The sequence below is a fragment of the Pseudooctadecabacter jejudonensis genome (genome assembly GCF_900172275.1).
GTDB classification, from domain to species: domain Bacteria; phylum Pseudomonadota; class Alphaproteobacteria; order Rhodobacterales; family Rhodobacteraceae; genus Octadecabacter; species Octadecabacter jejudonensis.
Map to the genome: position 1 here is coordinate 230,425 of NZ_FWFT01000005.1, position 16,155 is coordinate 246,579.

Consider the following 16,155-nt stretch of genomic DNA (forward strand, 5'->3'; position numbering starts at 1 on the left):
TTGTCAGCTGGGAGGGGAATGTCATGACGCGTTTTTGGGTCTTTGTTGCATGTGGATGGGCCGCGGCGGCGGCGGCGGAGGATTTGCCGCCTGCTGTCACCGATGATCTTTATGCACCGGTCGATTTGGATGAGGCGGAGCTGGGTCAGCTGTTGTTTTACGATGCGATTTTGTCGGGCAATCGCACGGTGTCGTGTGCCACCTGTCATCATCCGACCCATGCCACTGCCGATGGCGTTTCGTTGTCGATTGGGGACGGTGGGATCGGCTTGGGGCCGGACCGGCGCGTTGATCCTGCGAATGTGCCTGAGGAGCGGATCCCTCGCAACGCGCCTGCGCTGTTCAATCTTGGGGCGTCGGAGTTTGTTGTCATGTTCCATGACGGACGATTGGAGGCAGATGTCACGCAGCCCAGCGGGATCAGAACGCCAATGGGTGGGGACATGGCGGAGGGGTTTGCCTCTGTGTTGTCGGCACAGACCATGTTTCCGGTGCTGAGCCGTGATGAGATGGCGGGATCATTCCGTGAGAACGATGTGGCCTTGGCCGTGCGGCAGGGGCGGATCACAGGCGAGGACGGTGCGTGGGATATCCTGTCACGCCGCGTGGCGGCTGTTCCGGAATATGCGGCGCGGTTTGAGGCCGTTTATCCGCACATCGAAGCCCCCGACGATATTGCGTTCACCGATATTTCAAACGCGATTGCTGTGTTTATGGCGTGGGAATGGCGGTCCGATACGTCGCCCTTTGATGCGCATTTGCGCGGTCAGCCTTTGACTGGCGATGCCTTGGCGGGCCTTACTTTGTTTTATGGCGACGCGGGCTGTGTGGCCTGTCATGCGGGTCCGTTTCAGACCGATCATCAGTTTCATGCCATGGGGGTGCCGCAGATCGGGCCAGGAAAATCTGCAACCTTTGAGGATCACCACCGTGACGAGGGGCGGTTTCGGGTGACGGGCGATGCGGGCGATCTTTATGCGTTTCGCACGCCGTCGTTGCGCAATGTGGCCCGCACGGGGCCTTGGGGGCATGCGGGTGCACATACCGATTTGACGGGCTTTGTGCGTGATCATCTGGATCCGGTGACGGCGCTGTCCCGCTATGACCGCAGTCAGGTCGTCTGGCCTGCGTTTGATGCGGTGGATTTCGCGGTGATGGATGACCCAAGTCAGGTTGCGGCGATTGCGGCGGCTGTTGAGGTCGGGCCTGTCACGCTGAGCGATGCGCAGATCGACCAGATCGTCGCTTTTCTGCATGCGTTGACAGATGAGGCGGCCATCGAGGGACGTTTGGGCGTGCCGGAGGCTGTGCCCAGTGGTTTGCCGGTTCCTTAGAGCGGGCAGGCCTTAGGGCTTTTCGATCAACACGGTTTGGTTCGCCGTGGCCGTGTGGGTCGAAGTGCTGGCGTCGGGCCAAGTGACCTCAACCGTGACGTCTGTTGCATCCCCCAGCCCGAAATGACGCGGCAGCAGTTGTCCGCCCGCGTGGCCGCCGCCGATGGTGTGTTGTTGGCTTTGTGAGCCGATGCGGATGATCGCGCCGATGGCGTGTCGGTTTCCGCCAGATTGGCGGAGGTCGACACGCAGCCAGTTGCCGGTGTCTGGCGTGACATTTCGATAAAGTTCCAGCGGGGCGCGGCGGTTGGTGACGATCAGATCAAGCCGACCGTCGCCGTCAAAATCAGCCAAGGCCCCGCCACGGGACCGATCAAAAGATGCGATGCCAGCCGTCTCAGCCCGTTCGACAAATGTGCCATCCGGTTGCTGCATCAACAAATTATTGGGGTCGCGGGTCGCCATGCCGGGCATCTGGTCCACGTTGCCTTTGGCGATAAACAGATCCGCCTGCCCGTTATTGTCCACGTCCCCGAATTCCGCGTGCCAACCGGTCGAGGGCCGCCCGTCGCCGCCCGTATGTGGACGCTGGGCGTAGGAGCCGATGGAGAAGGGCGCGGCGCTATAGGTGCCGTCTTCGCCTGCGATCTGCAGGAGTTGGTCGCCCATCGAGGTCAGCATCACTTCATCACGTCCGTCGCCGGTCAAATCGCGCGACGCAATGCCCATGCCCCAGAGAGATACGTTCTGCCAGCCGTCTTCGGGGCCCAGAAAGCGGCGATCCGCGATGTCCCACATTTGCTCATACCCGCCGGACACATAATAATGGCGGTCGTTGGACAGACGCAGCGTCGGACGGCCCCGCGCGTCGCGGGCGGCCAGAATGGACAAAGGGCAAAAGCCAGGTGTCAAGGGCGTGGCCATGTAGCCGTTTGGCGTGGGATGGTGGATGACGTTGTCGTCGCAGGCCTCAAACGGGCCCATGGGGTCGGATTGATCCACGTAGTTGCCAACGGCGAGGGTCGGTTTGTCGTTTCCATCCCACCACGCCGTGAAGGCAGTGGACCACGCGTCCGTGGGCGCAATGCCCGTGGTGTCGTCGGTGCTGAAGGTGCAATCGGGGCCGCCCATCAGGACCGTGTTGGCGCCGTTGCGCAACGTGAACAGATCAACATGGCCGTCGGCGTCAAGATCAATGGGATAGGCGCCGGTCGTGGCGATCAGCGGTGGAACGGCTCCTTCGGAGAAGGTGAAATCGCCGGTGTTGATGAACAAGCGCGCAGGGGCTGCACCGCCCGCGGCGAAGACGTCGGGCAGGGTGTCGCCGTTGCAATCAAAGACAGCAACGCCGCCGCCCACGAAGTGCGTCCAATCGCCTTCGTAACTGTGGGGCGGTAATGCGGAGGAGCGGTTTTCGAACAACGGGTCCGCGGTGGTCATGCTGGCCAGACACACGAATAGACAGACGGGGCGGATCATGCCGCGCGGGCCTCACCTGCGATCATGCGGGTGGTGATATGGGACAGGGCGAGGGCGGCAGCCCCGCGCGCCCAGACCAGATCACCCCATGCATGGATGGCGATTTTGCAGGGTTTGCGTCCTTCGTTCAGGGTCAGTTTGTGCATTTCGTCCATCACGGTCTCAGCATAAAGGTAGTCATATTGCATGCGTTCACCCGACAGGATGATCAGTGCAGGATCAAACAGTTGTACGACATTCGACAGCCCCAGCGACAGATAGCGGCCGGCGCGGCGAAAAATGGTTTCGGCGGCGGTGTGGCCTGCTTTGGCTTGTTGGAACAGCGCCTCCAGGGTGTGTTCGGGTGCGCGCGGTGTCGGGGAGGCGTGATCAAGGGCTGTGGAGGCCTCACGGCTGAGGGCGTAGTCTGCCAGATAGGCCTCCAGGCAGCCGCGCTGACCGCATCGACACAACGCGCCATCCAGTTGCACTTTGGTGTGGCCCAATTCCAGACCCAAGCCATTGGCGCCACGGTACAATTGGTTGTCGAGGACAAGGCCCATGCCAACGCCGCTTTCAATTGTGACCACCGCGAAGCTGGACATGCTGCGCCCTTGGCCAAACCACAATTCGGCCAAGGTCAGCATGTTGGCGTCATTGTCCAGAACCACGGGCATGGTGAACCGTTCGGCAAACAGATCAGCGAGGTTGGCATCACGCGTTGTGATCATGGCGGACCACACGACGACACCGGACCGGTGATCAATGATTCCGGGCAGGCCGATCCCGACGGTGCAGATATCCGTTTGAGATTTTCCGCTGGCGGCGAGGAGTTTGTGGATCAGCGCCTCGGCCTCATCCATCAGCTGCTCAACGGGCCGGCGCACGTCGCCTGAGGGCAGATCCGCCTGTGCAATCAGGTTCCCTGAAAAGTCGATCATCACGGCGATATGACGTTTGAAGGCCAGTTTGATCCCGATGACATAGCCTGCGTCCGGGACAACGGTCAGGGCCACCCGTGGACGTCCGCGACTGCTTTCTTTTTGTGGGCTTTGGACCTCTTTCAGAAATCCGGCCGTGATCAAGTCCGCCGTCAGTGTCGTCGCGGAGCCCGCGCTGATGCCGAGGGCCTGCGTAATGTCTGTACGGGTCGCCTGACCTTGGGCGCGGACGTATTCGAAAGCATTCTGTCGCAAGGTTTGTCCCCCCTCGCGGGCGCCCGTCAAAAGAGGGCCGCACCCTGTCGTGGGCTGTGTTGCGGACACATTTGCCAGAGATGCTGACATTATTTCATCCCCTAAATTAAAAATGCCGCAGGTGCAGCATAAACCCCGTATGTGAGCAAAGGTTAAGACGGTTTTTCGGGGTTGGCGACAAAAATGTGCGGTTTTTGAAAATTTTATTTTGACAGCTAAAATAAATTAGGGAAGTTTAATGCCATCGGGTCAACCGACTCGCTGTCGTCCTTGCAGGACGGCACTAACTGGGAGGTTATAATGAAAAAACTGTTTATGGCCGCCGCTTTGACGGCGACTTCTTTGGGCACGACTGTTTATGCAGACGGCCACGGCATGACAATCGGCGTCAGCTGGTCCAACTTTCAGGAAGAACGCTGGAAGACCGACGAAGCCGCCATCGTTGGCGCGCTTGAGGCCGCTGGTGCGACCTATATTTCTGCGGATGCGCAGTCTTCGTCCGCCAAGCAGCTGTCCGACGTCGAAAGCCTGATCGCACAGGGCGTTGACGCCCTGATCATCTTGGCACAAGACAGCGCCGCCATCGGCCCAGCTGTTGAGGCAGCCGCCGCAGAAGGCATTCCTGTCGTGGGCTACGACCGTCTGATCGAAGACAGCCGTGCGTTCTATCTGACGTTCGACAACGTCGAAGTGGGCCGGATGCAGGCGCGCGCTGTTCTGGAACAGCAGCCATCTGGCAACTACGTCATGATCAAAGGCTCCCCCACCGATCCAAACGCAGACTTCCTGCGCGGTGGTCAGCAGGAAGTCCTGCAGGCCGCGATTGACGCCGGTGACATCACCATCGTCGACGAAGCCTACACCGACGGTTGGTTGCCTGCGAACGCGCAACGCAACATGGAACAGATCCTGACAGCCAACGACAACATGGTTGACGCTGTTGTGGCCTCCAACGACGGCACCGCTGGTGGTGTTGTGGCAGCCCTGACCGCTCAGGGTATGGAAGGCATTCCGGTGTCCGGTCAGGACGGCGACCACGCCGCGCTGAACCGCGTCGCATTGGGCACGCAGACCGTGTCCGTCTGGAAAGACGCACGTGAGCTTGGTGCCGCTGCTGGCAACATCGCTGTGCAGTTGGCCGAAGCCAACGGTGATTTCTCTGCCGTTGAAGGTGCAATGGAATGGACGTCGCCCGCAGGGACCGACATGTCCGCGATCTTCCTGGCACCTGTGCCTGTCACAGCTGACAACCTGACCGTCGTGACCGACGCCGGTTGGATCGAAGTGGATGCACTGTGTCAGGGCGTCACCGACGGCCCGGCGCCTTGTAACTAAGCCTCTGTGTCCCGGCCTGCGCGTGACGTGGGCCGGGATTCCCTACTTTCGCACAATTCGCTTACGTCACCGCAGGCCGCAGATCCGCGCGCCTGAGCGGAGGAGTTTTTCATGTCCGATCAGACGGCACATGCCCCGAAGACCCAAACCAAACGCAGCATTTTCCAGGAACTGGAGCTTGATACCCGTCTGTTGGGTATGATCGGCGCCTTTATTCTGGTGGCGCTGGTATTCAATGTGATGACGGACGGACGGTTCCTCACCCCGCGCAACATTTTCAACCTGACGATCCAGACGGTGAGCGTCGCCATTATGGCGACGGGCATGGTGTTCATCATCGTGACCCGCCACATTGACCTGAGCGTGGGCGCTGTGTTGGCGACCTGTTCGGCCTTTATGGCGATGACACAGGTGCGGTGGCTGACGGATGTGTTCGAGATTGGCCATTGGGCGATCCCGTGGATTACCATCATTGGCGGGCTCATTGTGGGTGCGATCATCGGGGCCTTTAACGGCTGGATGATCGGGTATCTGAGCATCCCTGCGTTCATTGTGACGTTGGGCGGGTTCCTCGTCTGGCGCAATGTGGGGTGGTATCTGACCGAAGGGCAGACCATCGGGCCACTCGACAAGACCTATATGATGTTTGGTGGGATCAACGGCACCCTTGGCGGACCACTGAGCTGGGTCGTTGGCGTGATCGCCATGGTCGCGACCGTCTTTTTGATTTTCAACAGTCGCCGCGTGAAGGCCAAGCACGGGTTCAATGTAAAGCCAATGTGGGCCGAAGTGACGCTGGCGGGCATTTGTGTTGCGGCCATTGCGGGCTTTGTGGGGATCCTGACAAGCTACGGTGTGCCGGAGCGGGTCGTGGCCCGTGACCCTGCGCGGTTTGGCTGCGAAGTGGCCGAAGGTTGCACGCCGGTGTATGGCCTGCCGATTTCGGTGTTGTTGCTGATCGCGGTGGCCGCTGTCATGACGATTATTGCGCAGAAAACGCGGCTTGGCCGCTACATCTTCGCCACGGGCGGCAACCCCGACGCGGCAGAGCTTTCGGGCATCAACACACGGATGTTGACGGTCAAGATCTTCGCGCTGATGGGCGTGCTGTGTGCGCTGGCCGCCTTGGTCGCATCGGCCCGTTTGGCCAACCACACCAATGACATCGGGACGTTGGACGAATTGCGCGTCATTGCAGCCGCTGTCATTGGCGGCACGGCGTTGTCGGGTGGGTTGGGCACGATCTACGGCGCAATCCTTGGTGCGCTGATTATGCAATCGTTGCAATCGGGCATGGCCATGGTGGGCGTGGATGCGCCGTTGCAGAACCTTGTTGTGGGCGCGGTCCTCGTCCTCGCCGTCTTTATCGACATTCAATACCGTAAGCGCGTGGGGGCAAAATAATGGCACCATTGGTTGAAATGAAAGACGTCTCTATCGCGTTTGGCGGGGTACAGGCGGTCGACAATGTCTCGATCTCTTTGGAGGCGGGTGAGGTCGTGGGTCTGTTGGGCCACAACGGGGCCGGTAAATCGACGCTGATCAAGATGCTGTCAGGGGCCTACAAGATGGACAGCGGCGAAATCCGCATCAACGGCGAAAAGGCCACCATCACATCGCCCCGCGATGCGCGCGATTACAACATCGAAACCATCTACCAGACGCTGGCCTTGGCCGACAATCTGGACGCGGCGAGCAACCTGTTTTTGGGGCGTGAGCTAACGACGGCGTTGGGGTTTGTGGATGACGACCGGATGGAGGCGGAGACGCGCAAGATCATGGCGCGCCTTAACCCCAATTTCAAAAAGCTCAAAGAGCCTGTATCGGCCCTGTCGGGGGGTCAACGTCAGTCGGTGGCGATTGCGCGGGCGGTGTATTTCAACGCCAAGATCCTGATCATGGATGAACCCACGGCGGCCTTGGGTGTGCATGAGACCGCCATGGTGGCCGAGCTTATTCAGGAGTTGAAAAAGCAAGGTTTGGGCATCTTCCTCATCAGTCACGACACCCGTGAAATGATGGAGTTGTGCGACCGTGTGGCGGTGATGAAGAACGGTCAGATGGTCGGCACCGAACGGGTGGAAGACGTGACCGAGGATGACATCTTGTCGATGATCATCTTGGGCAAAAACCCGAAAGCTGCGGCTTGATGTTCATCGGTCTGGATCTGGGGACATCGTCGCTGAAGGCGATCCTGGTCGGCGCAGACCAGACCGTGGTGGCCGAACATTCGGTGCCCTTGACGGTTGAACGTCGCCATGACGGCTGGTCTGAACAAGATCCTGCGTCGTGGTGCGACGCGGCCGTCGTGGCCTTGCGCGCTTTGGCGGGCAGGGCGGATGTCACCGGGGTTCAGGCGATTGGGTTGGCCGGACACATGCACGGCGCCACTTTGGTGGGTGCGGATGATAGGCCGCTCAGGCCTTGCATGTTGTGGAACGACACCCGATCGGCAGATCAAGCCGCGCGGATGGATGCGGACGCGCAGTTTCGCGACATCACGGGCAATATCGTTTTCCCTGGCTTCACTGCGCCCAAGGTCGATTGGGTGCGTGAAAATGAGCCTGATGTTTTTGCAAATATCGCTAAGGTGCTGTTGCCCAAAGATTATCTGCGGCTGTTTTTGACCGGCGAACATGTGTCCGAGATGTCGGACGCTGCAGGCACGTCGTGGCTGGACACTGGCGCGCGGGATTGGTCAGATGATCTTCTGGGCGCGTGCCAGCTGGGGCGCGAACATATGCCCGCGTTGATCGAAGGGTCTGCGGTATCTGGCACGTTGCGTGCCGATTTGGCGGCTGATCTGGGCCTGCCCGTTTGCGTGGTGGCCGGTGGCGCGGGTGACAACGCGGCGGCGGCAATGGGCGCAGGCGTGGTCAAGGACGGGACGGGTTTCGTGTCCCTTGGCACATCGGGCGTTCTGTTCGCGGCGAATGATGGGTATCGCCCTGATCCTGCGACGGCTGTGCATACCTTTTGCCATGCGGTGCCCGACACGTGGCACCAGATGGGGGTGATTTTGGCCGCCACGGACGCGCTGAATTGGGTGTCCCGTCTGACCGGCCAATCGGTGGCAGAGTTGACGGGTGATCTGGGGGAGGTCATCGCGCCCTCACGGACGCTTTTCCTGCCCTATCTGGGCGGCGAACGGACGCCCCATAATGATGCCGCCGTGCGCGGACACTTCCTGCATCTGGATCACGCGACCGATGCGAAAGAAGCCGCGCGCGCGGTGATGCAGGGCGTGTGCTTTGCCTTTGCCGATTGCCGCGATGCCTTGGCTGCGACAGGAACAACGTTGCCCCGTGCGCTGGCCATGGGCGGTGGCGCAAAATCAGACCACTGGCTGCAGATGATGGCCACCACGCTGGGCATTCCGCTGGATGTGCCTGCCGCCGGTGACTTTGGGGCTGCTTTTGGGGCCGCGCGTCTTGGCATGATGGCCGCAGGCGCAGGCGTTGAGGTCGCAACCCAGCCACCGCTGTCCAAAACAATCGACCCGATCTCCAAGCTGACCGATGCGATGGCTGAGGGTCACTCTCGTTATAAACACGCCTACTCCGTCTTGAAGGACCTTTAACATGACCGACTTTTTCAACGGCATCCCCAAAATCGCCTTCGAGGGCGCGGACACCACCAACGAATTCGCCTTCCGCCACTACAACCCCGATGAGATGGTGATGGGCAAGCCGATGAAAGACCATCTGCGGTTCGCTGCGGCCTATTGGCATTCGTTTGCCTGGCCCGGGGGCGACCCTTTTGGGGGGCAGACGTTTGAACGCCCTTGGTTTGGGGACACCATGGAGTTGGCCAAGCTGAAGGCCGATGAAGCCTTTGAGATGTTCCAGATCCTTGGCGTGCCTTATTTCTGTTTTCACGATGCGGATGTCCGGCCTGAGGGCGCGAATTTCACCGAGAACTCCGCCCGTTTGGAAGAGATCGTTGATTACTTCGCCGAGAAGATGGACGCGACGGGGGTGAAGTTGCTGTGGGGCACTGCGAACCTGTTTTCGCACCGCCGGTTCATGGCAGGGGCCGCAACGAACCCTGATCCTGAGGTCTTCGCGTTTTCTGCAGCAACAATCAAAACGTGCATGGATGCGACCATGAAGCTGGGCGGCGAAAACTACGTGCTGTGGGGCGGGCGTGAGGGGTATGAGACCTTGCTGAACACCGACATGGGCCGTGAACGCGCGCAGGCGGGTGCCATGTTGCAGATGGTTGTCGATTACAAACACAAGATCGGTTTTGATGGCGCGATCCTGATTGAACCCAAACCGCAGGAGCCCACAAAACATCAGTATGATTACGATGTGGCCACCGTCTATGGCTTCCTTAAGGACTTTGGTCTTGAGGGAGAGGTGAAGGTCAACATCGAACAGGGCCATGCCATTTTGGCCGGTCACACGTTCGAACATGAACTGGCACTGGCGCGCGAATTGGGGATTTTCGGATCCATTGACATGAACCGCAACGATTATCAGTCCGGCTGGGACACCGACCAGTTCCCCAACAACGTGCCGGAAATGGCACTGGCCTATCTGGAGGTTTTGAAGGCGGGCGGGTTCACCACTGGCGGTACAAACTTTGACGCCAAGCTGCGGCGGCAATCGCTGGATGCGGAGGACCTGATCCTGGCCCATGTGGGCGGTATGGATGCCTGTGCGGCCGGTCTGAAAGCCGCCGCTGCGATCCTTGAGGACGGTGGATTGGAAGGTGCACGCGCATCGCGTTATGCCGGATGGGACAGCGAATTTGGCAAAGGCCTGATGTCGTCAGATCTTACGTCCATCGAGGCGCAAGTGCGGGTGAACGACATCAACCCGGAGCCAGCCTCTGGCCGACAGGAACGTCTGGAGAATCTGGTCAACCGGTTTGTGTAGCCCCTAGGCGGAGGACGGGATGACCACGACAACGGTCTTCCCGTTCAGGCCTGTTGGCCGTTTCCTTTTGGGGGCTTGCCGCAGCGGTTCGCGTGCGACGCACACCGTCGCGCTGCAGCGTCAACATCAGGCAAGATTGACTGCGCGATGCCGCGGGCGTTCACCGCTCGCTTGCGGCACAAAGGCGTTTTCTATGATTGGGGACTTTTCCGGTTGGGATGGCGGGGTTCCCAAGGGATTTCGTAACCCATTGTTTTCGTCCGCATAAAAATTTCGCGACACCCCACGACGGTATGCAGTTGCCTGTATCCGTATGGCCGTAATACCGAAAAGTGCTGATCCGGTCCGCAGCGGGCGTAAAGGTCACTATCCGATTGCGCAGTGGGCCAGAACGTGCCCTTCTGCACGGGCAGCTTTGCCACAGACGGCAACACGGCCACACCTTTCACAACCATTGAACGGCGCGATGTGGGCATCACCATGAACGTCGTGCCCCGCATCACCGCTGGCGGCGTTGTTCAATTGGTGATCGAGCAGGAGATCTCCAGCCTTACGAATGCCAATGTCGAAAGGGCCGCCGATCTTGTGACCAACCGCCGGGTGATCAACACGACTGTGATGGCGGACAATCGGGGCACGGTGGCGCTGGGCGGGCTGATCACGGACGACTGCACCAGCGGAGAAAGCCGTGTTCCAGGGCTAAGCGATGTGCCGCTGGTCGGTGAATTGTTCCGGTCCCGCAACGCGCGCGAAACCAACCGGACGCTGTTCGTCTTCTTGCGCCCCACCATCCTGCGCAGCAACGCTATAACCGGTTGCAAACCGCCGACATAACCGAGCCGCCCCGTTCTATCCTGAACGAAACCGAAGTGCGAAATCTTCCGCTGGAGATACAGGGCCTTTACTAGGGCCTTTACTGAAGCTGCGGATCACGTTGCCGCTGTTTCGTTTCATGGATGCGACCGGGCAAAGAACGCTGCGCCTTAGCGGGTTGTGGACGTGACGCTGACCCCTCCGTTTGCCGCCATGCCGCCAGAACGTGACGGGATCTTGGTCCCCTTCCGTTCGGATCGAATGGTCTGGACGGAATACGGATCGTGGGTCGCAAGTTGTTCTCCCGATTATCAGCGACTTCTATGTCAGCATGGCGTCAAGGCGTCGATGAGTGGCAAGGGCAGCGCGGCCGTCAAAACGTTCTTCAAGATCATCAAGTCCGATTTGGCACGCGGAAACGTGAATTGAGCGATAGGTGGAATCGACGATACCCTGCTTACATATATGGTGAATTCGGAAGGATCACGGACCAAGCCATGAATTTACGGGATCTCGAATATGTCTTGGCAGTGGTTCAGAACAGAAACTTCAGTATTGCTGCTGAGAGATGCAACGTATCGCAGCCCGCCCTTTCGAACCAGATCAAGAAGCTTGAACTTGAATTGGGAATAGATCTGTTTTTGCGGTTGCCCGGAGAGGTGCGCCCGACCGTTGGCGGTGCGCGTATTGCAGAAATCGCATCTCTGGTGCAGCTGAACGTGCAAAAAATCAAAGACCTGGCAACCGAATATCGTGACCCGGAAGCGCTCCCCCTCCGGGTCGGAGTAACGCCGGCTTTGGCGCCATATCTTACACGCTATCTGTCTGATCTGTTTGGCGCCACCTTTCCCAATATGCGCGTCATTATGGTCGAAGATCTGCCGGACAGCATGTTGAAAAAGGTTGCAAATTACGAGTTGGATACGGCCCTCCTCGCACAAGCAAATCGAAGCAATGCCCTCGATTTCACACCCGTCTGGAAAGAAAGGCTGATGCTGGCGATGCGCCGCGGGCATCCATTGGAAAACCGTCCCCAGATCTTCGTCGAAGACGTTCCAGCCGATGATCTTATCCGTTTGCCCTATTCCTTCGGGTATGATCTTGAGGCGCGGCTCCCGGTCTCCGACAATGCTGAAAAGAGCAACAAAGCGTTCGATCTTTCAGCTGCGCGGTTTGATACGGTATGTCGCCATCTCCGTTACTCCGATAGCGTGACGATTGTCTCGTCAGTGGCCGCGGAGTTCATGCAGGTTGAGGACTGGGGGATGTCCTTTGTGCCTTTTGCGGGGCCTGGAAATACCCGCTGCATTGGTGCGGTGTCCCGTCCCAATTGCCCTCGGTTTTCAATCCTGAAAAAGATGTATGACTATATATCGCAGCAACCGCCCGGGGGGGCTTCGCCTGTTTGAATGGGGCCTGTCCTCACAACGGGCAGGGGTGAGGCCTTTCCGCATATCTGCATTTTCAAACCGATTGGGAATCGCCCGTCAGCTTCATGTTGGGGATGTGCGGCGGGCGATGGCGATATGGCCGCTCCCGCGGGACAGGGATACGCGCAATACCGGGCGTACGGCTGATTTTATGGTTCACGCAAAGCCTCGTTCGCCTTGATCAAAGGCTTGATCAGATATTGCATCACGGTCTTTTCGCCCACATGCAGCTCTGCCGACGCCAGCATGCCCGGACGGATATCGAAGATCTCTTGCCGACCTATGAGGCTTGCGGGGTCAATCGCAACAAGGACCTTATAGTATGGTTCTGCATCTGCCGTCTCTTCATCCTCGAACGTGTCCGCACTGATTTGCGCCACCTCGCCATAAAGGCTGCCATAGATTGTGAAATCATAGGCGGTCAGCTTGATTGTGGACGGCATGTTCGGCGTGACAAATGCGATATCGGCGGGGCGAATGCGCACCTCGATCAACAGCTCGTCATTCTGGGGCGTGATTTCAAAGATGGGCTCGCCCGGTTGGACAACGCCACCAACTGTCGTTGTGAAGATCGTATTTACAATCCCATTTGCTGGCGACCGCAACGTCGATCGCAAAAGCTGGTCACGGCTTTGCGCGATCTGTGCCTCAAGACGCGCTTTTTCGGTCAAAAGCTCTGAGATTTCATCCGCCCGGTCCAGTTGAAATTCCGCCGTCAACTGGTCCAACAAGGCCTGGCTGTCCAGTGCCGCCGATTGCGCGTTTATCAAGTCAATTTCGGGCACCGCGTTCTTGGCCACAAGGTCGTCCAGCAAACTGACCTGACGGGCGTCCAGATCAACCTTGTCGCGGGCCGAGGTGATGGCCGTCTCATGGTCAAACAGGCGCGCTTCGAAAAGCTGCACCTCGGATTGCGCCAAAATCGGGTCCGCCTGCCAAAACCGATCGTCCAGACTAAAGTCTGTCACACCGGAAAGTTCGGCCCGCAACCGGTCCAGCCGCGCGTCGATTGCCAAAATCTGGCCTTCAAAATCGCGCACGTCCGCGCGGTATTGGGTCTCGTTCAGGCGCGCGATGATCTGGCCTTCTTCGACAAAATCGCCTTCACCGACATTGATCTCTTCGAGAATGCCGCCCTCAAGGCTCTGCACGATTTGATTGCTGCTGGACGGCACCAATACCCCGGGGCCGCGCACGATCTCATCAAGGGGTGCATTGCGCGCCCAGATGACGAAGACCGTTACAAAAGCCGCAAGGACCCAAACCAAGGTCGCACTGCTGCGGCGTTTTCTGCTCCCAGATGCTCTCATGTTACGCTCCTTGCTTTCTGCTCAATTTTCCCAAAACGTCGTCACGGTCCCCGTAAAGCGCCACTTTCCCGCCTTCCATCACGGCCACTTTGTCACAAAGCGATACGATGTCGGTGCGATGTGTCGTCAGAATGCACGTCCGCCCTTTCAGCCAGCCACGCAAAGCCTCGATCACGTCGCGCTCCAGGTTCTGATCCATCGCTGCCGTCGGTTCATCCAGCAGAACGATCTGTGGATCCGCGAGGTAGATCCGCGCCAGACCGAGAGACTGACGTTGGCCGACCGACAGGCCTGCACCCCCGTCAGACACCGGCATGTCCAGACCAAGCGGATGCCGATCCACCATCTTTTTCAAGCCGCAAAACTCCAGTGCTGTCATCAGCATGCCTTCGTCGGCCGATGTCGGACCAAGCGTCAGATTTTCGCGCAGGGTGCCTGTGAACAAGGTCACATCCTGTGTCAGGAACCCGATGTTACGGCGCAGGGTCACTGGATCAATCTGGCGCATTTCCAGCCCATCAATCCGCACATCTCCTGTATCAAAATCGTAAAGTCCGGACAGGATCTTGAGCAGCGTTGACTTGCCGGATCCATTTCGGCCCAGCATCCCGATGGTTTCCCCAGCCGACACGTCGAACTTGGTCACCGATAGAACCGTATCCTGGTCCTGTGCATAGGCAAACCGCAGGTTCTCGATCTCTATCGTTCCGTGCAAGACATCGCGCCGCGAATACTGCCGACCAGCGACGCGTTCTTGCCGGGCACTCGTGATGGATGTCAGCCCCTTCAGGGCGACTTTCACCTGTTGCCATTTGGCGATAGCGCCCGAAAGTTGGGTGATCGGCGCAATGGTCCGCGTGGTCAGGATGCTCATCGCGATGATCGCACCGACAGTGAATTCACCCGCCAGAACCATGTAGACCCCGGCCACCACGACAGAGATATACGCCGCCTGCTGGAGGCCTTGTGACACATATGCCAGCGTCGCCGCGGTTGCCCGCATGGATTGAGTTTTATCGGACATGACATGCACGATGTCTTCCCAGTCAGACTGAAACTTGTTCTCCGCCCGGTTCAACTTGATGGCTTCTGCACCATAGGTCACCTCATTCAAGACCCGGGCCTGCGCCGAATTTGTTCCCTGCATCTCTTGTGACAGGCGGTTCAGCCTGCCGCGGGTGAGGACGCTGAGAAGAACGATCAGACAGACACCTGTCATCACGACCGCCACCACTGGTCCGGCGATCATATAGATGATGCCAAGGAACACCGCGACAAAGGGGATGTCGGCAATAGACCCCATTGATGTCGCTGTGAAAAATTCACGCACGGAGGAAAATTCACGCATCATGGAGCCAAGTGCGGCGGGGCCTGCGCTGCGCTCATTCATGCGCATACCCTGCAGGGACGACATCAGCTCGGCGCTTGCGTTGATCTCGACCTGACGTCCCATATCGTCGATCAGCCGTCCCCGTGAGATGCGTAAAACCGTCTCAAACACGATGGCGATGGCAGCACCGATCGCAAGGACCCACAATGTCTGAAAAGAGGCGTTCGGGATGACACGATCGTAAACCTGAAGCGAGAACAAGGAGACCGCGATTGCCAGACAATTCGCGACCAAGGTCGCCAGAACAATCTCGATGGACAGCCATTTCTGCCGGAAGATATGCCGCCAGAACCAATGCCCGCGGGCCGTCTTGCCGATATGCTTTGCCTCCAGCGCTTCTGTGCTGGGGGCCGCAATAATGCACAGTCCCGCATAGTCTTCCTGCATCTGTTCCCTGGTGCGGATCCATACCGCATCATCCAGAACAGGATGCGCGATGACAAAGTTCTGTCCGTCCATGCGAAGAACGGTCAGAAAACGGCCATCATGTGTCTTTATACACGCGGGCAGGTCGCGTGCCGTGAGCTGTCCGACAGATTTTACAGTGCTGGAATATCCGATCCGCTGTATGGCGCGGCGCACATCATCAACGCCAAAGTCTTCGAGCGTGACAGGCAGACCCGCAATCAGCTCTTCACTTGTGATGGGCTTTCCGATCAAGCCCAGATACTGAACCAATCCACTCAGCAGATCGGATTCATGACCATTTTTTTTCGCGTCGGGCAGAAAGTAGACATTGTTGGATTGCATATCGGACTCGCACTTACTTTTACAGTTTCAGCCCCCTTTGACGATGTCCCCCGTCTGTCGCTGTATGTGCACCAAGCCAAACGGATAAGGAAATTCATTGTTCTTATGTTCGGTATAACCTGAGCACCTTGAACCACCTCATAAATGGGGGCTGCCAAAGCAGGTGAAACGGCCCGACCTTTTGCGCGCATTTGGCGGAATATGGACGTCTCCGGATTGCATTGCGCTCTCGCTACACCAACTGTTGATGGACAGT

Annotated in this window: 12 protein-coding genes; 8 read left to right on the forward strand and 4 right to left on the reverse strand. The window is 58.6% G+C overall.

Features of this window, described 5'->3' with window-relative positions:
• Positions 1–23 precede the first annotated feature (23 nt).
• Complete coding sequence (locus tag PSJ8397_RS14715; RefSeq protein WP_085865377.1) at positions 24–1,334, forward strand: cytochrome-c peroxidase; 1,311 nt, start codon at positions 24–26, stop codon at positions 1,332–1,334.
• Between the two features lie 12 nt (positions 1,335–1,346).
• Here PSJ8397_RS14715 and PSJ8397_RS14720 read toward each other — a convergent pair whose 3' ends face one another.
• On the reverse strand, positions 1,347–2,774 hold the full coding sequence (locus PSJ8397_RS14720; RefSeq protein WP_235000781.1) for a CRTAC1 family protein: 1,428 nt from the start codon (positions 2,772–2,774) through the stop codon (positions 1,347–1,349).
• Between the two features lie 35 nt (positions 2,775–2,809).
• Positions 2,810–3,988 carry an ROK family protein gene (locus PSJ8397_RS14725; protein WP_306372147.1) on the reverse strand — a complete coding sequence of 393 codons (1,179 nt, stop codon included), beginning with the start codon at positions 3,986–3,988 and terminating at the stop codon, positions 2,810–2,812.
• A gap of 300 nt (positions 3,989–4,288) precedes the next feature.
• Between PSJ8397_RS14725 and xylF the strand changes: the two genes are divergently transcribed.
• The 7 genes from xylF (at position 4,289) to PSJ8397_RS14760 (ending at position 12,428) form a co-directional block, all read left to right on the forward strand.
• Entirely contained in the window at positions 4,289–5,323 is a 1,035-nt protein-coding gene (xylF, locus tag PSJ8397_RS14730; protein WP_085865380.1) for a D-xylose ABC transporter substrate-binding protein, read from the forward strand.
• Between the two features lie 111 nt (positions 5,324–5,434).
• A complete protein-coding gene (locus tag PSJ8397_RS14735; RefSeq protein ID WP_085865381.1) occupies positions 5,435–6,727 on the forward strand; it encodes a sugar ABC transporter permease in 1,293 nt (430 codons plus the stop codon).
• On the forward strand, positions 6,727–7,473 hold the full coding sequence (locus PSJ8397_RS14740; RefSeq protein WP_085865382.1) for an ATP-binding cassette domain-containing protein: 747 nt from the start codon (positions 6,727–6,729) through the stop codon (positions 7,471–7,473). Before PSJ8397_RS14735 ends, PSJ8397_RS14740 begins: the two co-directional genes overlap by 1 nt.
• Positions 7,473–8,903, forward strand: a complete 1,431-nt coding sequence (gene xylB / locus PSJ8397_RS14745) for a xylulokinase (RefSeq protein WP_200811326.1) — start codon at positions 7,473–7,475, stop codon at positions 8,901–8,903. Before PSJ8397_RS14740 ends, xylB begins: the two co-directional genes overlap by 1 nt.
• A 1-nt stretch (position 8,904) precedes the next feature.
• Complete coding sequence (gene xylA, locus PSJ8397_RS14750) at positions 8,905–10,206, forward strand: xylose isomerase (protein WP_085865384.1); 1,302 nt, start codon at positions 8,905–8,907, stop codon at positions 10,204–10,206.
• 393 nt (positions 10,207–10,599) lie between these two features.
• A complete protein-coding gene (locus PSJ8397_RS14755; RefSeq protein ID WP_235000784.1) occupies positions 10,600–11,040 on the forward strand; it encodes a type II secretion system protein GspD in 441 nt (146 codons plus the stop codon).
• Between the two features lie 476 nt (positions 11,041–11,516).
• Complete coding sequence (locus PSJ8397_RS14760) at positions 11,517–12,428, forward strand: LysR family transcriptional regulator (protein WP_159453154.1); 912 nt, start codon at positions 11,517–11,519, stop codon at positions 12,426–12,428.
• Between the two features lie 170 nt (positions 12,429–12,598).
• Here the strand turns inward: PSJ8397_RS14760 and PSJ8397_RS14765 are convergent, their stop codons facing one another.
• Together PSJ8397_RS14765 and PSJ8397_RS14770 are read right to left on the reverse strand one after the other, a co-directional pair.
• The gene (locus tag PSJ8397_RS14765) at positions 12,599–13,759 is read right to left on the reverse strand and encodes an HlyD family efflux transporter periplasmic adaptor subunit (protein ID WP_085865386.1); all 1,161 of its coding nucleotides are present in this window, start codon (positions 13,757–13,759) and stop codon (positions 12,599–12,601) included.
• 1 nt (position 13,760) lies between these two features.
• Complete coding sequence (locus PSJ8397_RS14770; RefSeq protein ID WP_085865387.1) at positions 13,761–15,899, reverse strand: type I secretion system permease/ATPase; 2,139 nt, start codon at positions 15,897–15,899, stop codon at positions 13,761–13,763.
• Positions 15,900–16,155: the final 256 nt, after the last annotated feature.